Origin of the sequence: Streptomyces yangpuensis, assembly GCF_024666385.1 — a bacterium.
GTDB classification, from domain to species: Bacteria; Actinomycetota; Actinomycetes; order Streptomycetales; family Streptomycetaceae; genus Streptomyces; species Streptomyces yangpuensis.
Map to the genome: position 1 here is coordinate 4,245,001 of NZ_CP102514.1, position 21,465 is coordinate 4,266,465.

Here is a 21,465-nt window from a genome sequence, read left to right on the forward strand (position 1 = left end):
GCGCCGGCCCTTCCCCAGCGGTGTCGCCGACGGCCGGACCCATCCGTGCCCCTCACGGCCCACCTCACAGTCCGGTCCAGCATCCTGCCTGTCACCCCGCCACCCTGCGGGCCGGCCGCGCGGGCCGGGAGGGCCGCGGGGCCGGACCCGGGGGAAGCGCCGCTTGCGCTTTCGGGCAGTGGCGGGCGGCCGGACCGTCCGCCACCGCCCCGTACGCGGTCAGATCAGCCCGTTGCGCAGGGCGTAGCCGACCGCGTGCGTCCGGTTGCGCAGCTGGAGGCGCGTGATCACCTCGTGGAGCACGTTCTTGACGGTCCGTTCGGAGTAGGAGGTCTTGCGGGCGATCTCCGCGGTGTCCAGGCCCTCCGACACCAGGCGCAGCATGTCCGCCTCGCGCGAGGTCAGGGTGGACAGGGACACCGAGCGAGGGTCGAGCGCGGAGCGCTGCAGGCTGCCCATGTGGTCGAGGAGTTTCGCGAGCAGGTCGCCGGGCAGCACGCCCTCACCGTTCGCTATCGCCAGGACCAGCCGCAGGAGCCGGTCCTGGTCGGCCTCGGCGCGCCGCAGGACCGCGCTGACCCCGCATTCGATGGCGCGCTGCAGCGCGTCCCCCGACTCGAAGGTGCCGACCACGAGTCCGGTGCGGGTGTCGGGGTTGTGCCGCAGCCGGTACAGCAGTGCGGCCGTCTCGTCGTCCACGCTGTCCACGGTCACCAGCGACACCTGTGCGCGGTCGGCCTCCGCGTCGGGGACGAGCTCGATCTCGGGTCGTTGGCGCAGCTGGTGGACGACCCCGACGCGCAGGATCGGATCCGATGCGTACACGGCGACGGTCACCCGTCGGCCGGTTCTGCGGGGAGGAGCCGGGGTGGGGGGCTGGGATATCCCGGTGCCGGTCCCGGTGCCTGAGGTGAAGTCGGGGCTGTTGTTGTCGGCGCAGCGCATGTGTCGTACCTGTTCCGTGATGCGTATGTGGGGTGACGGAATCGGCCGACTGGGCCGGATCTCGACGCTGAGGTCCAACCGACGGCCGTACATGAGGAGTTGAGAAAGTCTGTGGGGGCATCCGGACTGCCCGGGGCGTTGCCCTCGCGTCCGTGGTGGCGGCCGGGGTGTCGCCGTAGCGTCGTGGCGTGACATCCCCAGCTGCCTCTCCCAGCCCTGGCGCGCCCGTCCTCGACATCGAGCCGGTGTCGGTGATGCCGGGCGGTATCGCCACCACGAGCCTGACCGTCCGCAACGACAGCGACATCGTCGAGGCGTACCGCCTGGAGGTCGTCGGCGACTGCGCTGCCTGGACCACGGTGGAGCCCGAGCGTGTATCGCTGTATCCGGGCACCTCGGAAACGGTGACGATCCGTCTGGCGCCGCCCCGTTCGCCCCAGGTGCGGGCCGGGGACCTGCCGCTCGCCGTGCGGGTGCTGCCCACCGAGCAGCCTGACGCGGTACGGGTCCCCGAGACCACCGTGCATGTCGGGCAGTTCCGGGAACTGCGCGCAGAGAGCGCTCCCAAACGCCGCCGCGGATGGCTGCGAGGGCGATACCGCCTCGCCGTGCGCAACGAGGGGAACGCCCCGGTGAAGGTGGGCTTCACGCCCGCGCAGCCCGGCGAGGAGCTGAAGTTCGACTTCGCCCCGGCCGCGCTGAAGCTGGAGCCGGGCGAGTCCGCCGAGGTGGTGCTGAAGGTCCGTACCGGTAGCCCGGTGTGGTTCGGAGCCCCCGTGACCTGGCCGTTCACCGTGGAGGTGGCCGAGACCGGGGACGGCGAGGACGGTGACGCCGCCGCGGCGCGCCCCGAGCAGGAGGCCGTACGGGCGCCGCTGGAGGTGGAGTTCGTCCAGATCCCGATCTTCCCGACGTGGCTGCTCGCGGTGCTGGCCGCGCTGCTCGCGCTGCTGCTCGCCTGGTTCATGCTGGTACGCCCGGCCGTGCGCTCCACGGCCAAGGAGGCCGCCGCCGAGGCCGCCAGGAATCCGGCGCCCGCCGCGGACGCGGCGGGGCAGACCCCGGTGGCCGGTGGCGGCAAGCAGCCGGGCGGCGCGGGTGCCGGCCCGGGCGCGGCCAAGGGCAACCAGCCCGGCGCCGGCGGCGGCGGTGGGGGTGCCGGAACCGGCGGTGGGGGCGGTGGGGGCGGGTTGCAGAGCTCGGCCACCATCGACCTGCAGACCGGCGGCGGTCAGAGCAAGACCGGCTCCTACACGGTGCCCGCGGGCAAGGTCTTCGGGATCACGGACCTCGTCGTCGCCAACTTCCAGGGCGACGAGGGCGTGGTGACGATCAACTTCGGCGACCGCAAGATCACGACGATCGCGCTGGAGACGTTCCGAAACCAGGACTACCACTGGGTCACCCCCATCAGCATCACCGAGAGCCAGACTGTGACCGTGCAGGTGACCTGTGCAAAGCCGGGCACGCCGGCCACCGGCCGTCAGGCGCAGGAGTGCCACGAAGTCCTCAACGTGAGTGGTGTGCTGAGCGACCTGAGGTGACCCGAGCGGCACGGACATCGTCCGTCAGGCTCGCCCAGGAACAAAGCGGACCCGTGCCGGTCCGTCCGGAAAGTGCTTACCGGACGGGCTGGTGACGGGTCGTCGGCAATGGCGCCTTCCGGTGCGGTAACGCCGTTCCACGGCTGTTGCCGACCTACTGGGCGGTAGCAAGGCAGCCGAAAAATATGGCTGTAATTCGATGTTGCTCCGAAGTCCCTCGCCGTCGCGCCCGAGGGCGCACCGCCCGGGCGCAGGGGCGGCGGGCCGCAGGGGGGTTACGCGTGGTAGCCGCCCTCGTGCAGCCGGTGGCTGAAATCCTGCGGTGAGGACCGGGTCAGGGCCAGACGAGGCAGTACGGCTGGTGGCCGGCCTCGTGGAGGCGGTGGCTGAAGTCCTGCCACTCGTGGAGCAGCTGGTAGACGTTGAAGGCGTCGCTCGGGCCGCCGCGGTCCGGGACCGTGGACCAGATGAAGGCGGCGGCGCCCACGGACTCCTCGCCGATGCCGCGGAGCGGGTCGACCACCGTCATCGGGAGCTTGACCACCGCGTAGTCGGGGTGGAGCACGACCAGCTCCAGCGGCGGCACCTTGTGCAGGGGTATGCCCTCGATGCCGGTCAGGACCATCGCGGCCACCGTCTCCGGCTTGATCTTTGTGAACAGGCCGCCCATGCCGAGCTCGTCGCCGCCGAGCTCCTCCGGCCGCATCGTCACCGGAACCCGCGCCGCCGTCGCCCCGTCCGGGGCGCCGAAGTACTTGTACGTCACGCCCATGCCGCGGCCCCGGGGTACGTCCTCCGGCTCCGCCGCGGGCTCCGGCGCGGCGTCGGCCGCCTCGGTCGCGCGCCGGCGGTGCTTGCCCCGCCGGCGGGCCTCGCGGGCTTCGCGGGCGCGCTGCGGATCGAGGCCGTCCGTACCCTCGCCCGGTCCACCACCGCGTTGCATATCTCCACCCGACTGGTCTTGCTCGTCCCGGCCCCGCGACCTCCGCCACGCAGCCTGATCATCATGGCAGTGACCTCCCCCGCGGCGACGCGGTGAAACGCCCGCCCGCAAGTCTGTCGCAGCCTCTGAGACCATGGCTGGTGTGAGCTACCCGTACCCGTATGAAGCCCCAGTTTCGCAGACGCTCTTCGAGCGCGCCTCCCTCGTGACCCCCGGCGGCGTGAACTCTCCCGTGCGCGCCTTCCGCGCCGTGGGCGGTACGCCCCGGTTCATGGTGTCCGGCACCGGTCCGTACCTCACCGATGCCGACGGCCGCGAGTACGTGGACCTCGTCTGCTCGTGGGGGCCGATGATCCTCGGCCACTCCCACCCCCAGGTGATCGAGGCCGTCCAGGCGGCCGTCGCCCGCGGTACCTCCTTCGGTACGCCCGGTGAGGGCGAGGTGGCGCTCGCGGAGGAGATCGTCGCGCGCGTCGAGCCCGTCGAGCAGGTGCGCCTGGTGTCCTCCGGGACGGAGGCGACCATGTCGGCGATCCGGCTGGCACGCGGCTTCACCGGTCGCGCCAAGGTCGTGAAGTTCGCCGGCTGCTACCACGGTCACGTGGACGCCCTGCTGGCCGCCGCCGGTTCCGGTCTGGCGACTTTCGCGCTTCCGGACACCCCCGGCGTCACGGGCGCGCAGGCCGGCGACACGATCGTGCTGCCCTACAACGACCTCGAAGCGGTCCGGTCCGCCTTCGCCGCGCACCCCGGTGAGATCGCCTGCGTGATCACCGAGGCGGCGCCCGGCAACATGGGCGTGGTCACCCCGGCCGAGGGCTTCAACCAGGGGCTCGCGGACCTGTGCCGTGAGAACGGCGCGCTCTACATCTCCGACGAGGTCATGACGGGCTTCCGTACCTCCCGCGCCGGCTGGTACGGCGTCGACGGGGTCAGGCCCGACCTGATGACCTTCGGCAAGGTCATGGGCGGCGGTTTCCCCGCCGCGGCGTTCGGCGGCCGCGCCGACGTCATGGGACACCTCGCCCCCGCGGGTCCCGTCTACCAGGCCGGCACGCTCTCCGGGAACCCCATCGCCACCGCCGCCGGCCTCGCGCAGCTGCGGCTGCTCGACGCGGCCGCGTACGAGAAGGTCGACGCGGTCTCGGCGCAGATCCAGGGCCTGGTCACCGGGGCGCTCGCGAAGGAGGGCGTGGCGCACCGCCTGCAGACCGCGTCCAACATGTTCTCCGTCTTCTTCACCGAGGACGCGGTCCGCGACTACGACGACGCCAAGAAGCAGGAGAGCTTCCGCTTCAACGCGTTCTTCCACTCGATGCTGGCGCAGGGCGTCTACCTGCCGCCGTCCGCCTTCGAGTCCTGGTTCGTCTCCACCGCCCACGACGAGAAGGCGATCGAGCGCGTCGCGGCGGCACTGCCGGCCGCCGCCCGGGCCGCCGCGGAGGCCACGGCATGAGCGACGACGGCCGCGACGTGACGCCCGACCTCACCGTCGTGCACCTGGTGCGCCACGGCGAGGTGCACAACCCGGACGGGGTCCTGTACGGGCGCCGCGAGGGCTACCACCTCTCGGAGCTGGGCCGCCGGATGGCGGACCGGGTCGCCGAGCACCTGAAGAGCCGGGACATCGCCTACGTGGTGGCCTCCCCGCTGGAGCGGGCGCAGGAGACGGCCGAGCCGATCGCCAAGGCCCACGGCCTGGACCTGGCGACGGACGCGCGGCTGCTGGAGGCGGAGAACGTCTTCGAGGGCAAGACCTTCGGCGTCGGCGACGGCGCGCTGCGCAAGCCCGGCAACTGGAAGCACCTGACGAACCCGTTCAAGCCCTCCTGGGGCGAGCCGTACGTCGAGCAGGTGGTCCGGATGATGAGCGCGCTGGAGGCCGCGCGCGACGCGGCCCGTGGCCGCGAGGCGGTGGCGGTCAGCCATCAGCTGCCGATCTGGATCGTGCGCAGCTTCGCCGAGAAGCGCCGGCTGTGGCACGACCCGCGCCGGCGTCAGTGCACGCTCGCGTCCCTGACGTCCTTCACCTTCCAGGGCGACCGGCTGGTCTCCGTGGGCTACAGCGAGCCGGCCCGGGACCTCGTCCCGGCGCACCTGCTGGCGGGTGCCAAGCCGGTGAAGGGCGCGTCCAAGGCGTTCGGCGCCTGATCCGGACCTGCCGCGGCCTGGTCCGGGTCGTGTCCGACGGTCTGTTACGGGCCGTTACAGGCCTGTCTCATTAAATACAAGATGCGCGGGAATCACCGTGTCAGCACACATGTCCGGCCAACTTGTCCGTTTATATGGGCTTTGGGGCGGGTGTGGTGACGACGATGGGGACGGTGACATGCGCGACATCAGGGGAGTCAGCCGGAGGGGGTTGCTGGGACTGGGACTTGGCGCCGCGGCCGCGATGGGAGTCGCCGGCTGCGGACTGCCCGACGTGTCCGGTCCCGGTACTCCCGGACCCGTGAAGAACCCGAAGCCAGGACAGAGGCCGGGCAGGCCCATCGGTGACGGCTCCACCGCCGACACCGGCCCGCAGCCCCACCAGCCCGACCGGCCCGTGCCCCTCCAGCCGGGCGAGACGCCGCCGCAGTTCGTGGTCTTCAGCTGGGACGGCGCGGGCGAGATCGGCAACGGTCTCTTCCCGCGCTTCCTCAAGCTCGCCAGGGACCACGGCGCGACCATGACCTTCTTCCTCTCCGGCATCTACCTGCTGCCCGAGTCGAAGCGGAGCCTCTACCGGCCGCCGAACAATCCCGTCGGCGCGTCCGACATCGGCTACCTCAAGGACGAGAACGTCCGCGCCACCCTCGCCTGCGTCCGCGAGGCGTGGCTCGACGGGCACGAGATAGGAACGCACTTCAACGGCCACTTCTGCGGGGGCCCCGGCTCCGTCGCCCGCTGGACCCCGGCCGACTGGGAGACCGAGATCGACCAGGCCATGTCCTTCGTCACGGGCTGGCGCACCAACACCGGCTTCACCGACGTGGAGCCGCTGCCCTTCGACTACCGCAAGGAACTGACCGGCGCCCGCACCCCCTGCCTCCTCGGCCGGGACAATCTCCTGCCGACCGCCCGGAAGCTGGGCTGGCGCTACGACGCCAGCTCGCCCGGCGGCCTCCAGGTCTGGCCCGGGCGCAGGTCGGGCGTCTGGGACCTGCCACTGCAGTCCCTCCCCTTCCCGGGGCACTCCTTCGAGGTGCTGTCGATGGACTACAACATCCTCGCCAACCAGTCGAAGAACACCACGCAGGGCGTGCCGGCCAACTACCCGGCCTGGCGCTCCCAGGCCACGGCCACCTACCTCGGCGGCTTCCGCCGGGCCTACGAGACCAACCGTGCCCCCCTCTTCATCGGCAACCACTTCGAGGAGTGGAACGGCGGCATCTACATGGACGCGGTCGAGGAGGCACTCAAGGGCATGGCGGACAAAAGGGATGTAAGGCTCGTATCCTTCCGGCAGTTCACCGACTGGCTGGAGGTCCAGGACCCCAAGGTGCTCGCCCGGCTGCGCACCCTCGGCCCCGGCCGGTCACCCACCGGTGGCTGGAACACGTACCTCACCGCCGCCTGACACATCGCCTGACCAGGGCATTGACACCCGGCCGGGGGGTGCGGAAAATCCGCGAATTGCTCATGCGAAACTTTTCACATGAGCCTTAGCCGCGCCCCCCGACGCCGCTCACCCGGCGGCCGCGCCCTCCTGCTGACCGCGGTGACCGTCACCGGCGCCCTCACGCTCACGGCGTGCAGCGGTTCGGACAGCGGCAAGCCGACCGGCAGCGGCGGCAACTACGTCACGGGCGCGAGCGGCATCTCCACCTCCGCCAAGGGCGAGCGCACCGAGGCCCCGGGGCTCGACGGCGAGACCGTCGACGGCAAGACCCTCGACACGGCCGCCCTCAAGGGCAAGGTCGTCGTCCTCAACGTCTGGGGCTCCTGGTGCCCGCCGTGCCGCGCCGAGGCCCCGTCCTTCGCGAAGGTCTCCAAGGAGCTCGCCGACGCCGGCAAGGACGTCGTCTTCGTGGGCGTCAACGTCCGCGACAACAGCAAGCAGAACGCCGCCTCCTTCGAAGAGACCTTCAAGATCCCCTACCCGAGCCTCTACGACCCCGACGGCAAGCTGCTGCTCCGCTTCCCCAAGGGCAGCCTCAACCCCAACGCCATCCCCTCCACGCTCGTCCTGGACCGGGAGGGCAAGATCGCCGCACGCACCCTGGCCCCCCTCGGCGAGGACCAGCTGCGCTCCATGATCGACCCCGTCCTCGCGGAGCAGTGACCTCGTGGTCCACTACGTGCTCGCCGCCGAGGTCACCGGGGTGAACGAGACCGTCCTGAACGGGGCGCTGCTGCTGGCGCTGCCGATCGCGCTCCTCGCGGGCCTGGTCTCCTTCTTCTCGCCCTGCGTCCTGCCCCTGGTCCCCGGCTACCTCTCCTACGTGACCGGCGTCAGCGGCGCCGACCTCGCCGAGGCCCGGCGCGGACGCATGCTGGCGGGCGCGCTGCTGTTCATCGCGGGCTTCACCGCCGTCTTCGTCTCCACCGGTGCGCTCTTCGGCTTCTTCGGCCAGACCCTCAAGGAGAACACCGAGATCATCTCCCGCGTCCTGGGCGGCGTGGTGATCCTCATGGGCCTCTTCTTCATGGGGGCCATCCCGGGTCTGACGATGCGGGAGTTCCGCTTCCACAGGAAGCCGACGGCCGGCCTGCTCGGCGCACCCCTGCTCGGTGTGCTCTTCGGGGTCGGCTGGACCCCCTGCATGGGCCCCACCCTCGCCGCCGTCACCACCCTCTCCCTCGACCAGGCGAGCGCCGGCCGCGGCGCGCTGCTGACGGTCGTCTACTGCCTGGGGCTCGGCGTGCCCTTCGTTCTCGCCGCGATCGCCTTCCGCAAGGCGCTCGGTGCATTCGGCTGGGTGAAGAAGCACTATGCATGGGTGATGCGCATCGGCGGCGGCATGCTGATCCTCACCGGCCTGCTGCTCGTCACAGGTTTGTGGGACAGCATCGTCACCGACATGCAGGCCTGGACCCAAAGCTTCACGGTGGGGATCTGAGGAACCGACGGACATGAGTACGACTGACAAAGCGTCCACCGAGGCGTCGCACGAGCCCGTCCCGGCGGACGCCGCAGAGGCGGCGGCAGGCTCCCAGCTGTCCACCGCCCCCGTCGAGGACGGCGGGCCCGTCGGCATCGGCGTGACCGGCTGGGCCCGCTGGTTCTGGCGGCAGCTCACCTCCATGCGGGTGGCGCTGATCCTGCTCTTCCTGCTGTCCCTGGGCGCCATCCCCGGCTCCCTCGTCCCGCAGACCGACGTCGACGCGCTCAAGGTCGCCCAGTGGAAGAAGGACCACCCTTCCTTCGTCGGCGTCGCCGAGGCGCTCCAGCTCTTCGACGTCTACAGCTCGGTGTGGTTCTCCGCGATCTACCTGCTGCTGTTCGTCTCGCTGATCGGCTGCATCATCCCGCGCGCCTGGCAGTTCGTCGGCCAGCTCCGCGGCCGCCCGCCTGCCGCCCCCAAGCGGCTCGACCGGCTGCCCGCCCACACCACGTGGCGTACGGAGCGCACCCCGGACGAGGTCCTCTCGTACGCGAGGACGATGCTCGGCCGGAAGCGCTTCCGCACCGAGGCGGGCAGCGCCCATGTCGCGGCCGAGAAGGGCTACCTCCGCGAGGCCGGCAACCTGGTCTTCCACGTCGCGCTGATCGTGATGCTCGTCGCCTTCGCCTGGGGCCAGTACTTCAAGTCCGAGGGCGGCAAGCTGGTCCTGCGCGGCAGCGGGTTCTCGAACACGCTCACCCAGTACGACGACTTCAAGCCCGGCACGCTCTTCCACCCGGACGACCTGCCGCCGTTCAGCTTCACGCTGGACCGGTTCGACGCCACGTACGAGATGTCCGGCCCGCAGCGGGGCACCCCGCGCGACTTCAAGGCGTACGTCACCCTCAGCGAGGGCGCCCACGGGACGCCGCAGAAGCGCGAGATCCAGGTCAACGAGCCCCTCGAAATCGACGGGTCCAAGGTCTACCTGCTCGGTCACGGCTACGCGCCGATCATCTCGGTGACCGACCCCACCGGGAAGGTGATCTACAAGGACGCCGTCCCGGTGCTCCCGCAGGACGGCAACCTCACCTCCACCGGCGCCGTCAAGGTCACCGACGGCTACAAGGACAAGGACGGCAAGCAGGAGCAGCTCGGCTTCAACGCCGTCTTCGTGCCGACCTTCGCGGGCGAGGGCATGGGAACGATGTTCTCGCAGTTCCCCGCCCTCCTGAACCCGCAGCTCATGCTCAACGCCTGGCACGGAAGCCTCGGCGTCGACTCGGGTCTGCCGCAGAACGTCTACCGCCTCGACACCTCCAAGATGGAGATGTTCAAGGACGCGTCGGGCCAGCAGTTCAAGCAGAAGCTGGCGCCCGGTGACACGATGACCCTGCCCGACGGCGCGGGCACCGTGAAGTTCGAGGGCATCGAGCGGTGGGCCACCTTCTCCGTCACCCACCAGCCCGGCAGCGGCCTCGCCCTCGCGGGCGCGATCGCCGCCATCGCGGGCCTGGCCGGGTCGCTGTTCATCCAGCGCCGCCGGATCTGGGTCCGCGCGGTGACCGGCGAGGACGGCGTCACCGTCGTCGAGATGGCGGGCCTCGGCCGCAGCGAGTCCGCCAGGCTGCCGGAGGAGCTGGCGGAGCTCGCCGCCACGCTCCACGAACAGGCGCCGACCGCGACGCCCGGGTCGCCCGCCGGCCCCGCCGATTCCTCGAAACGTGTCGAAGAAACCCCCGAAGGAGAGCGCGGATGACGCCGCTCGCTGCCGCAGCCAACGAGAACCTGGCTGAGATCAGCAACTACCTGATCTATTCGTCGATGGCGGTCTACACGCTCGCCTTCTTCGCGCACATCGCCGAGTGGACCTTCGGCAGCCGCAGCAAGGTCGCCCGCACGGCCGCCGCGCTGACCGGCGCCAAGGAGGCCGCCGCCGCTCCCGCCGTGCAGGTGCGCGGCAAGGGCGGTGCCACCGCCGTACTGGACCGGCCCAAGGTCACCACCCGCTCCGGCGCCGGCACCCGTGACGTCCCGGACGGCCCCGGCGCAGCCGGCGGCACCGTGCAGGGCGACCTGTACGGCCGGATCGCGGTCTCGCTGACCGCGCTCGCCTTCCTGGTCGAGGCGGCCGGAGTCGTCACCCGCGCCATGTCGGTCGAGCGGGCCCCCTGGGGCAACATGTACGAGTTCTCGATCACCTTCTCCACGGTGGCCGTCGGCACGTACCTGGTGCTCCTCGCCCTGAAGAAGAACGTCCGCTGGCTCGGCCTGATCCTGGTCACCACCGTCCTGCTCGACCTCGGCATCGCGGTCACCTGGCTGTACACCGACAGCGACCAGCTCGTCCCGGCCCTGCACTCGTACTGGCTGTGGATCCACGTCTCCACCGCCATCTTCTGCGGTGCCGTCTTCTACCTCGGCGCGGCCGGCGCGGTCCTCTACCTCTTCCGCGACGCCTACGAGGGCAAGCTCGCCGGCGGCGGCAAGCCGGGCCGGATCGCCTCCTCGGTCCTGGAGCGGCTGCCCTCGGCGGCCTCGCTCGACAAGTTCTCGTACCGCATCAACGCGGCCGTCTTCCCGCTGTGGACCTTCACGATCATCGCCGGCGCCATCTGGGCCGGCGACGCCTGGGGCCGCTACTGGGGCTGGGACCCCAAGGAGGTCTGGTCCTTCGTGACATGGGTGGCGTACGCCTGCTACCTGCACGCCCGCGCCACCGCCGGCTGGAAGGGCCGCAAGGCCGCCTACCTGGCGCTCTTCGCCTTCGCCTGCTGGATCTGGAACTACTACGGCGTGAACATCCTGCTCAGCGGCAAGCACTCCTACGCGGGCGTCTGACCGGCGGGAGTGGGACGCTGGTGGCATGTCCCTCGTGAGCCATGCCACCAGCGAACGGCGCGGCGAGAACCACTGGCTGCTCCGCTTCGAGCTGCACCTGCCGTACTCCTACGAGGCCCTCTGGCACGCCGTGACCACGCCCGACGGGCTCCGCGGCTGGCTGGCCGCGGCCGATGTCCTGGAGCGGCACCTCGGCGGGGCCGTCACACTGCGCTGGCTGAACACCGCAACGGTGGCGAGCGGCCACGTCTCGGCCTGGGACGTGGAGCGCGTCGCCGAGTACACGCTGGCCGGGCTCGGGCGGATCCGCTTCCACCTGGAGGCGGTCGGCACCGACTCCACGGTCATCCGGTTCGTCAACGAACGCGGCGGGTCCGACGAGGCCCGCCTGGACTGCCTGGCCGCCTGGCACGAGCACTTCGAGCTGCTGGAGGCCGCGCTGTCCGGGCGGCCGACGGACTGGTCCACCTGGACGGACAGCCGATGGGCCGGCCTGCGCGCCTCGTACGCGTCCTTCGGCCAGGCCCGCAAGGCTTCCTGAGCCTCTGCTCTGCGCCCTCCGCCGCCGGGGCCGCGTGCGCGCCGGTCGCCCCGCCGGGGTGCCGCCGTGCTCACCACACGGGGCGCAGGGGCGGCAGCCCGTCCTCCCCGTGCAGCGCGCGCACGACATGCCCCAGCTCCCGGCGCAGGGTGGCGAGGTCGGCGGTGCCCGCGAGCTCGTCCTCCAGCCGGTGCAGGACCCGGCCCGCGACGGAGAGGTGTTCCCGGGCGGCGCCGGTCAGCACCACCAGCTTGCGGCGGCCGCCCTCCGGGTGCGGCTCGCGGCGGACGTAGCCGCGCCGCTCCAGGTCGTCGACGAGCTGCCCGGCGGCCTGTTTGGTCACCCCGAGCCGCTCGGCGAGCTCGGTGGCGGTGGCGCCGCCGCCCTTCAGGGCCTGGAAGGCCATGCCGTGCACGGGCCGCAGGTCGCCCTGCCCCGCCTCGGCCAGGCGCCGGGTGAACTCGCCCAGTACCAGCTGGAAGCCCAGGCCGAGCAGGAAGGTCAGCTCGACGTCGGCGTAGTCGTCTCTCGTCACGCAAATATGGTGACACGGCTGAGTCAAGGTGCTTTACTCGTTACGAGTAAAGCACCTTGACTCAGCCGTCGAAGAAAAAGAGGCCCGTCTTGCACGTGATCGCCGCTTCCCCCGAGAGCGTCACCACCACCCCGAACGCCACCATGACCGCACTCGCCACCCCCAGCCGCGGCAGCTCCGAGCTCAGCACCTGGCAGGTCGACATGCCCGAAGGCGCCACCGGCCCCGAGCACTCCGTCAGCCGCGAGCAGGTCTGGACCCTCACCGCCGGCTCCCTGGAGGTCACCTGCGACGGCCGCACCGAGCGGGTCACCGCGGGCCGGACGCTGATCCTGCCGGCGGACGTACCGCGCCGGATCCACGCCCCCGAGACCTTCCGCGCCCACGTCGCGATGCGCGCGGACGGCGTGGTGTCGGTGCCCGGCGAGGAGGCCCCCCGCGTCCTCCCGTGGGCCCGGTAGCAGGAGCCCCGGGACCGTTTCCCGGGCGGGCGCCGCAGTCGGCGTCCTAGTCGGCGTCCTTGCCGTTGTCCCTGCCGTTGTCCTTGCCGTTGTCCTTGGTGTCGCGGTCCTCGCGGTCCTTGTTCTCCTGCTCCTCGCGCAGGGACTTCAGGAACTCCGGGTTGTCGTCCGGGGCCACCCACTGGGTGCGCCCCCGGGGTCCGCGCCCGCCACCGCCGGCGGCCACCCGCTTCTTGCCCGCGAACAGCCACACCACCGGCCCCACGATGGAGAAGAGCAGGATGATGAGCACCCACATCGACTTGGGGAGGTGCTTGACCTCCTCCTCCGGCGTGTTCAGGCAGTCGATGAAGGCGTAGATGGTCAGCGCGATGATCAGCAGGAACGGCAGATAGCGCAGCACGGTGTGGGACCGACTCCCGGGCAGTGGCGGCGGACCCGCAAGGGGCCCCGGTGACGCTCCCAGCGTAGTTGGTGACGGATACTGGCCCCTATGGCTTACGACGATCTCCGCTCGCTGCTCCGGGCTCTGGAGCGAGAGGGCGACCTCAAGCGCATCAAGGCCGAAGTCGACCCGTACCTGGAGGTCGGGGAGATCGTCGACAGAGTGAACAAAGCGGGCGGTCCCGCGCTGCTCTTCGAGAACGTCAAGGGCTCGGCGATGCCGCTGGCCATGAACGTCTTCGGTACCGACCGCCGCCTCCTGAAGGCCCTCGGCCTGAAGTCCTACGCCGAGATCAGCGAGAAGATCGGCGGTCTGCTCAAGCCCGAGCTGCCGCAGGGCTTCATCGGGGTCCGGGAGGCCTTCGGCAAGCTCGGCTCGATGGTCCACGTGCCGCCGAAGAAGGTGAAGGGCGACTCCGCGCCCGTCCAGGAGGTCGTCCTCACCGGGGACGACGTCGACCTGGACCTGCTGCCGGCCCTCTTCACCTGGCCCAAGGACGGCGGCTCCTTCTTCAACCTCGGCCTGACCCACACCAAGCACCCCGAGACGGGCGTGCGCAACCTCGGCCTCTACCGGCTGCAGCGCCACGACAAGCGCACCATCGGCATGCACTGGCAGATCCACAAGGACAGCCGCAACCACTACGCCGTCGCCGCGGCCAAGGGCGAGCGGCTGCCGGTCGCGATCGCCTTCGGCTGCCCGCCCGCCGTCACCTACGCGTCCACCGCGCCGCTGCCGGGCGACATCGACGAGTACCTCTTCGCCGGCTTCGTCGCGGGCAAGCGGATCGAGATGGTCGACTGCAAGACCGTTCCGCTACAGGTCCCGGCCAACGCGGAGGTCGTCGTCGAGGGCTGGCTGGAGCCCGGGGAGATGCTCCCGGAGGGCCCCTTCGGCGACCACACCGGCTTCTACACCCCGCAGGAGCCCTTCCCGGCCCTGAAGATCGACTGCATCACGATGCGCAAGCGGCCGCTGCTGCAGTCGATCGTGGTGGGCCGTCCGCCGACCGAGGACGGCCCGCTGGGCCGCGCGACGGAGCGGTTCTTCCTGCCCCTGCTGAAGATCATCGTCCCGGACATCGTGGACTACCACCTGCCCGAGTCGGGCGGCTTCCACAACTGCGCGATCGTCTCGATCGACAAGAAGTACCCCAAGCACGCGCAGAAGGTCATGCACGCCATCTGGGGCGCCCACATGATGTCGCTGACCAAGCTGATCATCGTGGTGGACAAGGACTGCGACGTCCACGACCTGCACGAGGTGTCCTGGAGGGCCCTCGGCAACACGGACTACTCCCGCGACCTCACCGTCGTCGAGGGCCCGGTGGACCACCTCGACCACGCCTCCTACCAGCAGTTCTGGGGCGGCAAGGCGGGCATCGACGCGACGAAGAAGCTGCCCGAGGAGGGCTACACCCGCGACGGCGGCTGGCCCGACATGGTGGAGTCCGACCCCGCGACCGCGGCCCTCGTGGACCGCCGCTGGAAGGAGTACGGCCTGTGAGCCCCATCGCCGTAGAGGGCCCCGAGCTGAACCTGGGCACCTCCGGGACGTACCTGCTCCTGGCCCGCCCGAAGATCGACCCCACCCAGCCCGGCGTGATCACCGCGGCCCGGGAGGCGGGCGTGAGTCCGGAGGAGTTCGCCGGCCCCGGCGACGTCTGGACGCTGATCTACGAGGCGGAGGACGAGGGCGACGGCGACGGCTTCGAACTGCCCGGCGCCCGGGACACGGAGGCGGACGCCTTCGCGGAGCAGCTCCAGCAGGCCCTGGCCGCGGCCGAGCCGTTCACCGTGGAGGCCGGCAACTTCCTGCGCCTGGACGCCCGGCCCGCGGGCGCCGACTGGACGGTCACCGCGCACATCACCCCGCCCGAGGGCGAGGAGGACGGCCCCGCCGCCCGGACGCTGGAACTCGGCGCGCTCCCGGCGGCGGACCTGCTGGCCGAACTCGAACAGTTCCGGAGGGAACTCGCATGATGACCACCGCCGATGGAGTGGTCGGCCAGGGGCCCGCGCCGGAGGCGGCCAACAAGGTCAGGGCCTTCCTGCGGCTGGTGATGATCGAGCACTCGGTTTTCGCGCTGCCGTTCGCCTACATCGCGGCGCTGACCGCGATGTTCCAGCTCGACCGGACCGTGCACTGGGGCAAGCTGCTGCTCGTCACCGTGTGCATGGTGGGGCTGCGCACCTTCGCCATGGCCGCGAACCGGATCATCGACCGCGAGATCGACGCCCGCAATCCGCGGACCGCGGGGCGCGAGCTGGTCACCGGCGCGGTGTCGGTGCGGTCCGCCTGGACCGGCGCGGGGATCGCACTCGTCGTCTTCCTCGGCTCGGCGGCCCTGCTGAACCCGCTGTGCCTGGCGCTCGCGCCGGTCGCCGTCGTCCCGATGGTGGTCTACCCGTACGGCAAGCGGTTCACGAACTTCCCGCACGCCATCCTGGGCCTGGCCCAGGCGATAGGTCCCGTCGGGGCCTGGCTGGCGATCACCGGCGAGTGGTCGTGGGACGCGGTGATCCTGGGCCTCGCCGTCGGCGTGTGGATCGGCGGCTTCGACCTCATCTTCGCCTGCCAGGACGTGGCCGCCGACCGGGCCGAGGGCGTCAGGTCCGTCCCGGCCCGCTTCGGTGTCCCGGCCGCCCTCTGGGGGGCGCGCGCCTCGCACGTCGTGACCACGGCCCTGCTGGCCTGGTACGCGCTGGCCACGGACGCCGGCCCGCTGTTCTGGGCCGGCCTGGCGATCGTCGTCGTCGCCTTCGTCTACGAGCACACCATCGTGACGCCGCACGACCTGTCCCGCCTGAACCGGGCCTTCTTCACGGTCAACGGCTTCATCGGCATCGCCCTCTTCGTGTGCGCCCTGGCCGACCTCGTCGTCCGCGGCCTGGGCCTGTAGCTCGCAGGAGTGAGCCGGGCATGACCGCGGGGTGCGCGGTCTGCCGGGTGCGTAGCGTGCGGCCTAACATCGAGTGCATGGACAGGGAGGCCGACGTGACCGTCTCGGAGAGCGACCGCCTGCACTCACAGCTCAGCCGGTTCGAGGACATGTTCCCCGGATACCGGACCGAGATTGTCGAGGGTGCCATCGTGATGAGCCCGGTCAAGCCCCACCACAATGAGACGATCTGGGACGTGCGGGACTTGTTGAAACCGCAGCTTCCGCCCGGGTGGGCCTTCATCTCCGATGTCGCGGTCCCCTTCGACGAAAGCAACGAGTTCTGCCCGGACCTCGCCGTCATTCCGGATGCCGAGCGCCGCAAGAACCTCAGCGCCTACTCCCCCGACCTCATCGAACTGGCCGTCGAGGTCGTCTCCCCGAGCAGCATCCGTAACGACTACGAGGTCAAGGACCGGGCCTACGCCCGGCGCGGGATCCCTCACTACCTGATCTTCGACCCGTACCAGGCGCACTGCGTGACCCTGTGGAACCCCGGCCCGGACGGTTACCGGGGCCGGGACACCATCCCGTACGGCGGCGAGGTCACCGTCGAGACAGGCATCGGCAAGCTCGTGATCGACACCGCGGGCCTGCCCGTGGACCCCTCCGTCGTCAGGCCGTGAGGGCTCCCGGCCGGGGGCGGGCGGGGCGGCGGAAGTAGAGGGCCGTCACGACGCCGGCCACCAGGCCGCAGAGGTGGCCCTGCCAGCTGACGCCCGAGTCCGTCGGGAGGATGCCGGAGAGGATCGTGGTCCCCCAGACGGCCGCGACGCCGACGGCCACCGCGATGCCCAGCGCCTTGCGCTCCACGAAGCCCCGTACGAGCAGGTAGCCGAAGAGGCCGAAGACGATGCCGGAGGCACCCAGCGTCATGGTCCCGGACGGGGATATCAGCCAGGTGCCGAACCCGTCGGCCAGCAGGATCAAGCCTGACACCGCGAGGAACCGGCGGATCCCGGACAGGGCCACGAGGAAGCCGAGGACCAGCAGCGGGACGCTGTTGGAGGCGACGTGGTCGAAGCCGAAGTGGAGGAAGGGCGAGGTGACGACGCCGGTGAGGCTGTCGGGGTCGCGGGCGACGATCCCGTACCGGTCGAGGGCGTGGCCGGTGGCGTGGTCGACGGCCTCCAGCACCCACAGCAGGGCCACCCAGCCCAGCATCAGCTTGGCCGCCGCCTTGGTCCGGTCGGTCTGCGTCAGGCCGGTATCCACCGTCGTGCTCATCTTCGCCCCCTTCGTGGCTCCCCTCACGGGAACGTGCGGTCACCTTACTGAGTGCCCGCCGGGCGTGGCCGGATAGTCTCGGAGGTATGACAGAGCGCAATCGCACCCCGTGGGTGGTCGGGGTTTCCGGAGCGTCCGGGACGCCTTACGCGGCGGCGGTGCTCCGCGGGCTGCTCGCCGCGGGGGAGAGCGTCGACCTGGTCGTGAGCCGGGCCTCGCGCCTCACCCTGCTGGACGAGACCGGCATCGCCTTCCGTGACGCGCACTGGCGCGAGGATCTCGCGGAGTGGCTGGCGCGCGGGGCCGACGGCAAGCCCGGGACCTTCGAGGGCCCGGCGGCCGACGCGGACATCCGGTACTGGGGTGCCGGGGACCTGGCGGCCGGCCCGAGCTCGGGCTCGTACCCGGTCAAGGGGATGCTGATCGTCCCGGCGTCCACGGCCTGTGTGGCGGGGGTGGCGCTCGGACTGTCGAAGGACCTGCTCCAGCGCGTGGCGAGCGTGACGCTCAAGGAGCGGCGCCGGCTGGTGGTCGCGGTGCGGGAGACCCCGCTGAACGGGCAGACGCTGAAGCATCTGGTGGCGCTGGACGAGGCGGGCGCGGTCGTGCTGCCCGCCTCTCCGGCGTTCTACGCGGGTGCGACGCACATCCAGGATCTGGTGGATTTCGTCGCGGGGCGGGTGCTGGACGCGGCAGGGGTGCCGCACCGGCTGTACCGCCGTTGGGAGGGGGAGCTGGGAGGCTCCCGCGCTCCCCGGGAGGCGAACGGTGGTGGCGCGGCCGGTGACTAGGCCTTCTTGCGGCCCAGCGGCTTGCGGGCCTTGTCGACGCGGACGGCCGCGGCGGGCTGGTGGGCTCGGGATCGGTTGGCCAGCTCCTGGAGCTGTCGCATGTGTGCGTGCGCCATCTCGATCGTGAACACGGTGTACCACTCCTGAAGATCGTTATTGATCTGCTGTAAGAAATCGCAGGGTGCTGACCCTGTGTGCCTTAGATTCTATACCTAGACTTGCAGGATCGCCGAATAATGGAAGGCTCCACGTAATGGACACGGTGGACAGGCAGCTCATCCAGGCACTTCGGGAGAACGGCCGCGCCTCGTACGCGGAGCTGGGCCGTCTCGTGGGCCTCTCCGGCCCCAGCGTCACCGACCGCATCAACCGCCTGGAGACGGCCGGTGTCATCACCGGCTACCGCGCGACGGTCGACTCCGCCTCGCTCGGCCTCGGCGTCACCGCGCTGATCGGCATCTCCCTCTCCGACGCCGCCGACCACGAGGACGTGGCCCGGCGACTGCGCGACCTCGCGGAGATCGAGGACTGCTGGTTCATCGCCGGCGACGACTCGTACATGCTCAAGGTGCGCGCCAGCGACGTGGACGGCCTGGAGAAGATCATCCGCAAGCTCTCCGGCACCAAGGGTGTTTCGCGCACCCGCACCACCATCGTGCTCTCCACGAAGTGGGAGAACCGGGTCGGGGAGCTGCCCGAGGAAGCCTGAGAGTACGGTTGGTCAGGGTTTGCAGGACAGGCAAGAGGCATCTAGAGGAGGCGACCGGTACATGGACGCTGGGCTCAAGCGTGAGCTGGAGGAGAAGGTCCGCTCCGGCGAGCGGCTGACCCGTGAGGACGGCATCGCCCTCTACGAGTCGGACGACCTGGCCTGGCTCGGTGGCCTCGCCCACGAGGTGCGCACGCGCAAGAACGGTGACGTCGTCCACTTCAACGTCAACCGCCACCTCAACATGACGAACGTGTGCACCGCGTCGTGCGCGTACTGCTCGTTCCAGCGCAAGCCGGGCGAGAAGGACGCGTACACGATGCGCATCGAGGAGGCCGTGCGCCTGGCCAAGGCCATGGAGACGGAGAACCTCACCGAGCTGCACATCGTCAACGGCCTGCACCCGAACCTGCCGTGGCGCTACTACCCCCGCTCGCTCTCCGAGCTGAAGAAGGCGCTGCCGAACGTCTCGCTGAAGGCGTTCACGGCGACCGAGATCCACCACTTCGAGACGATCTCCGGGATGTCCGCCTCGGACATCCTGGACGAGCTGATCGAGGCCGGTCTGGAGTCCCTCACCGGCGGCGGCGCGGAGATCTTCGACTGGGAGGTCCGCCAGCACATCGTCGACCACCGCACCCACTGGGAGGACTGGTCGCGCATCCACCGTCTCGCGCACGCGAAGGGCCTCAAGACCCCCTCGACGATGCTGTACGGGCACATCGAGGAGCCGCGCCACCGCGTGGACCACGTGCTGCGGCTGCGCGAGCTCCAGGACGAGACCGGCGGCTTCCAGGTCTTCATCCCGCTGCGCTACCAGCACGACTTCGTGGACATGCAGGACGGCAAGGTGCGCAACAAGCTCCAGGCGCGCACGACGATGGCCACCGGCGCCGAGGCGCTGAAGACCTTCGCCGTCTCGCGGCTGCTCTTCGACAACGTGCCGCACGTCAAGGTCTTCTGGGTGATGCACGGCGTGCAGACCGCGCAGCTCGCGCTCCAGCACGGTGCGGACGACATGGACGGCTCGGTCGTCGAGTACAAGATCACGCACGACGCGGACAACTACGGCACCCCGAACAAGCTGGGCCGCGAGGACCTGCTGGAACTGATCCGCGAGGCCGGCTTCCGCCCGGTCGAGCGCAACACGCGCTACGAGATCATCCGCGAGTACCCGGGGCCGGACGCGGACCTGCGCGAGACCCCGCAGGCGATGCGCGTCTGACCCGGCTCCGGCTCGCGCAGGGCGCGCGTCCGGCCCGCGCCGGACCTCGCCCGGTACGTCGACCCCGGCCCCTGGGCCGGGGTTCGGCTTTTCTGGACGGGCCGATCAAGTAATAAGTAAACTTATCGAATGACCCTTACGTTCACCCTCGATCCGGCCGTCGGGCCCGCCCTGCGCGAGGGAATCCTGGAGCTCTGGACCGATGTCTCCAACGCGGGCGGCGCCGTGGGCTTCGTACCGCCGGTCACTCATGACGACGTACGCCCCCTGCTAGACAAGCACCTCGCCGGTATCGCCGACGGGAGCTGCCGGCTCCTCGTCGGCCGCGACGAGGACGGCGCGGTCGCCGCGACCGCCTTCCTCACCCACAACACCCACCGGCTCCAGCGGCACTGGCTGTGGGCCTACACGGTGATGGTCCACCCGCGCCACCAGGGCAAGGGCTACGGGCGCGAGCTCATGGCGGCGACCGAGGCCGCCGCCCGCTCCGTCGAGGGCATCGACGCCGTCCGCCTCACCTGTCGCGGCGGCCTCGGCCTGGAGCACTTCTACTCCTCCTGCGGCTACAAGGAGGTCGGCCGGGTCCCCGGCGCCATCCGCGTGGCCCCCGGGGACGACCGCGACGACGTCGTGATGCTGCTGCCGCTCCACTGACGGCCCGCCTCCGCGCCCGTCCGGCGGGGTGGCCGGCGTACCCCGGCGGCGGCCGCCTCCGTACCGTCCGGCGGGAGGCCGCCGTACCCCGGCGGGCCGCGGGCGGGTCCCGGCGTGCTTCACTGGACGGGCACCGTGCGCCGCACGACGTGCCGACCACGACGAGAGAGAAGGGGTCACCGTGTCCCTCAAGCCGAGCGCAACGATCCGATACACCGCGATGCGCCTGGGCATCTTCGTCGGCTGCCTCGCCGTCGTCGCGGTCCTCGTCCGGCTCCGCTGGGTGCCCGCCGGGCTGGGCGACGCCAACGGCGCCTGGGTCGTGCTGCTCGCCCTCGTGCTCTCCGCACCGCTCTCCTTCGTCCTCCTGCGCAAGCAGCGCGACGAGATGTCCGCGCAGATCTCCGGGCGCGTCGCCGGGGCGAAGGACAGGCTCGCCGCCAACCGCACCCAGGAGGACGACGCGGACGACGCGGCACGCGTCGGCTCGTAACGCGCGTCGGCCCGTCAGGCGCGTCGGCCCGTAGGGGCCCAGTTGGCTTCATCACACATCGAACCGCCCCAGCACCGGGTACCCCCCCGTAGCGCTGGGGCGTCGGTGTTTTCCGGGTCCGCGCAAGAGGGCCCCGCACG

General features: G+C 70.8%; 25 protein-coding genes. 19 read left to right on the forward strand and 6 right to left on the reverse strand.

The window, feature by feature from the left end:
* Positions 1–219: 219 nt before the first annotated feature.
* Complete coding sequence (locus NRK68_RS19420; protein ID WP_257856318.1) at positions 220–945, reverse strand: helix-turn-helix transcriptional regulator; 726 nt, start codon at positions 943–945, stop codon at positions 220–222.
* 188 nt (positions 946–1,133) lie between these two features.
* Here NRK68_RS19420 and NRK68_RS19425 point away from each other — a divergent pair, with 188 nt between their 5' ends.
* Positions 1,134–2,489, forward strand: coding sequence for a COG1470 family protein (locus tag NRK68_RS19425; RefSeq protein ID WP_373023623.1), 1,356 nt, complete (start codon positions 1,134–1,136; stop codon positions 2,487–2,489).
* A gap of 334 nt (positions 2,490–2,823) precedes the next feature.
* On the opposite strand, the gene NRK68_RS19430 is transcribed toward NRK68_RS19425, so the two are convergent.
* Complete coding sequence (locus NRK68_RS19430; protein ID WP_183067038.1) at positions 2,824–3,432, reverse strand: hypothetical protein; 609 nt, start codon at positions 3,430–3,432, stop codon at positions 2,824–2,826.
* Between the two features lie 133 nt (positions 3,433–3,565).
* Between NRK68_RS19430 and hemL the strand changes: the two genes are divergently transcribed.
* The 8 genes from hemL (at position 3,566) to NRK68_RS19470 (ending at position 11,844) form a co-directional block, all read left to right on the forward strand.
* Positions 3,566–4,888, forward strand: coding sequence for a glutamate-1-semialdehyde 2,1-aminomutase (gene hemL / locus NRK68_RS19435; protein ID WP_183067037.1), 1,323 nt, complete (start codon positions 3,566–3,568; stop codon positions 4,886–4,888).
* On the forward strand, positions 4,885–5,583 hold the full coding sequence (locus NRK68_RS19440) for a histidine phosphatase family protein (protein WP_257856319.1): 699 nt from the start codon (positions 4,885–4,887) through the stop codon (positions 5,581–5,583). The genes hemL and NRK68_RS19440 overlap by 4 nt, the downstream gene beginning before the upstream one ends.
* A 187-nt stretch (positions 5,584–5,770) precedes the next feature.
* Positions 5,771–6,994 carry a polysaccharide deacetylase family protein gene (locus NRK68_RS19445; RefSeq protein WP_183067118.1) on the forward strand — a complete coding sequence of 408 codons (1,224 nt, stop codon included), beginning with the start codon at positions 5,771–5,773 and terminating at the stop codon, positions 6,992–6,994.
* 78 nt (positions 6,995–7,072) lie between these two features.
* On the forward strand, positions 7,073–7,699 hold the full coding sequence (locus NRK68_RS19450) for a TlpA family protein disulfide reductase (RefSeq protein WP_183067036.1): 627 nt from the start codon (positions 7,073–7,075) through the stop codon (positions 7,697–7,699).
* A 4-nt stretch (positions 7,700–7,703) separates the two neighbouring features.
* Positions 7,704–8,477 (forward strand): cytochrome c biogenesis CcdA family protein, encoded by a 774-nt coding sequence (locus NRK68_RS19455; RefSeq protein ID WP_257856320.1) that lies wholly within the window; start codon positions 7,704–7,706, stop codon positions 8,475–8,477.
* Between the two features lie 13 nt (positions 8,478–8,490).
* Positions 8,491–10,221, forward strand: a complete 1,731-nt coding sequence (resB, locus tag NRK68_RS19460) for a cytochrome c biogenesis protein ResB (RefSeq protein ID WP_257856321.1) — start codon at positions 8,491–8,493, stop codon at positions 10,219–10,221.
* Positions 10,218–11,303, forward strand: coding sequence for a c-type cytochrome biogenesis protein CcsB (gene ccsB, locus NRK68_RS19465; protein WP_046779344.1), 1,086 nt, complete (start codon positions 10,218–10,220; stop codon positions 11,301–11,303). Before resB ends, ccsB begins: the two co-directional genes overlap by 4 nt.
* A gap of 25 nt (positions 11,304–11,328) precedes the next feature.
* A complete protein-coding gene (locus tag NRK68_RS19470) occupies positions 11,329–11,844 on the forward strand; it encodes an SRPBCC domain-containing protein (protein WP_183067034.1) in 516 nt (171 codons plus the stop codon).
* Positions 11,845–11,914: 70 nt separating this feature from the next.
* Here the strand turns inward: NRK68_RS19470 and NRK68_RS19475 are convergent, their stop codons facing one another.
* Positions 11,915–12,379, reverse strand: coding sequence for a MarR family winged helix-turn-helix transcriptional regulator (locus tag NRK68_RS19475; RefSeq protein ID WP_183067033.1), 465 nt, complete (start codon positions 12,377–12,379; stop codon positions 11,915–11,917).
* 95 nt (positions 12,380–12,474) lie between these two features.
* On the opposite strand from NRK68_RS19475, the gene NRK68_RS19485 reads away from it, so the two are divergent.
* Positions 12,475–12,840, forward strand: a complete 366-nt coding sequence (locus tag NRK68_RS19485) for a cupin domain-containing protein (RefSeq protein WP_257856322.1) — start codon at positions 12,475–12,477, stop codon at positions 12,838–12,840.
* Positions 12,841–12,886: 46 nt separating this feature from the next.
* On the opposite strand, the gene NRK68_RS19490 is transcribed toward NRK68_RS19485, so the two are convergent.
* Positions 12,887–13,243, reverse strand: coding sequence for a PLD nuclease N-terminal domain-containing protein (locus NRK68_RS19490; protein WP_183067032.1), 357 nt, complete (start codon positions 13,241–13,243; stop codon positions 12,887–12,889).
* A gap of 90 nt (positions 13,244–13,333) precedes the next feature.
* On the opposite strand from NRK68_RS19490, the gene NRK68_RS19495 reads away from it, so the two are divergent.
* From NRK68_RS19495 to NRK68_RS19510, 4 genes are all read left to right on the forward strand, one after another.
* Positions 13,334–14,791, forward strand: a complete 1,458-nt coding sequence (locus tag NRK68_RS19495; RefSeq protein WP_030026270.1) for a menaquinone biosynthesis decarboxylase — start codon at positions 13,334–13,336, stop codon at positions 14,789–14,791.
* The gene (locus NRK68_RS19500; protein ID WP_183067031.1) at positions 14,788–15,267 is read left to right on the forward strand and encodes a hypothetical protein; all 480 of its coding nucleotides are present in this window, start codon (positions 14,788–14,790) and stop codon (positions 15,265–15,267) included. Before NRK68_RS19495 ends, NRK68_RS19500 begins: the two co-directional genes overlap by 4 nt.
* On the forward strand, positions 15,267–16,187 hold the full coding sequence (gene mqnP / locus NRK68_RS19505) for a menaquinone biosynthesis prenyltransferase MqnP (protein WP_373024481.1): 921 nt from the start codon (positions 15,267–15,269) through the stop codon (positions 16,185–16,187). Before NRK68_RS19500 ends, mqnP begins: the two co-directional genes overlap by 1 nt.
* A gap of 77 nt (positions 16,188–16,264) precedes the next feature.
* Entirely contained in the window at positions 16,265–16,852 is a 588-nt protein-coding gene (locus tag NRK68_RS19510) for a Uma2 family endonuclease (protein WP_257856325.1), read from the forward strand.
* Here the strand turns inward: NRK68_RS19510 and NRK68_RS19515 are convergent.
* Positions 16,842–17,453 carry a rhomboid family intramembrane serine protease gene (locus NRK68_RS19515; RefSeq protein ID WP_183067028.1) on the reverse strand — a complete coding sequence of 204 codons (612 nt, stop codon included), beginning with the start codon at positions 17,451–17,453 and terminating at the stop codon, positions 16,842–16,844. The two genes, NRK68_RS19510 and NRK68_RS19515, sit on opposite strands and share 11 nt — an antisense overlap.
* A gap of 86 nt (positions 17,454–17,539) precedes the next feature.
* On the opposite strand from NRK68_RS19515, the gene NRK68_RS19520 reads away from it, so the two are divergent.
* Positions 17,540–18,244, forward strand: a complete 705-nt coding sequence (locus tag NRK68_RS19520; RefSeq protein WP_183067027.1) for a UbiX family flavin prenyltransferase — start codon at positions 17,540–17,542, stop codon at positions 18,242–18,244.
* Here the strand turns inward: NRK68_RS19520 and NRK68_RS19525 are convergent.
* Positions 18,241–18,375 (reverse strand): hypothetical protein, encoded by a 135-nt coding sequence (locus NRK68_RS19525; RefSeq protein ID WP_257857992.1) that lies wholly within the window; start codon positions 18,373–18,375, stop codon positions 18,241–18,243. The genes NRK68_RS19520 and NRK68_RS19525 overlap by 4 nt on opposite strands.
* 122 nt (positions 18,376–18,497) lie before the next feature.
* Between NRK68_RS19525 and NRK68_RS19530 the strand changes: the two genes are divergently transcribed.
* From NRK68_RS19530 to NRK68_RS19545, 4 genes are all read left to right on the forward strand, one after another.
* Complete coding sequence (locus tag NRK68_RS19530; protein ID WP_030026281.1) at positions 18,498–18,953, forward strand: Lrp/AsnC family transcriptional regulator; 456 nt, start codon at positions 18,498–18,500, stop codon at positions 18,951–18,953.
* A gap of 61 nt (positions 18,954–19,014) precedes the next feature.
* A complete protein-coding gene (mqnE, locus tag NRK68_RS19535; protein WP_030965880.1) occupies positions 19,015–20,178 on the forward strand; it encodes an aminofutalosine synthase MqnE in 1,164 nt (387 codons plus the stop codon).
* Positions 20,179–20,307: 129 nt separating this feature from the next.
* Positions 20,308–20,832: a GNAT family N-acetyltransferase gene (locus NRK68_RS19540; protein ID WP_257856326.1), complete on the forward strand. Its 525-nt coding sequence runs from the start codon at positions 20,308–20,310 to the stop codon at positions 20,830–20,832.
* A gap of 220 nt (positions 20,833–21,052) precedes the next feature.
* Positions 21,053–21,325: a DUF4229 domain-containing protein gene (locus NRK68_RS19545; RefSeq protein ID WP_183067115.1), complete on the forward strand. Its 273-nt coding sequence runs from the start codon at positions 21,053–21,055 to the stop codon at positions 21,323–21,325.
* Positions 21,326–21,465 lie beyond the last annotated feature (140 nt).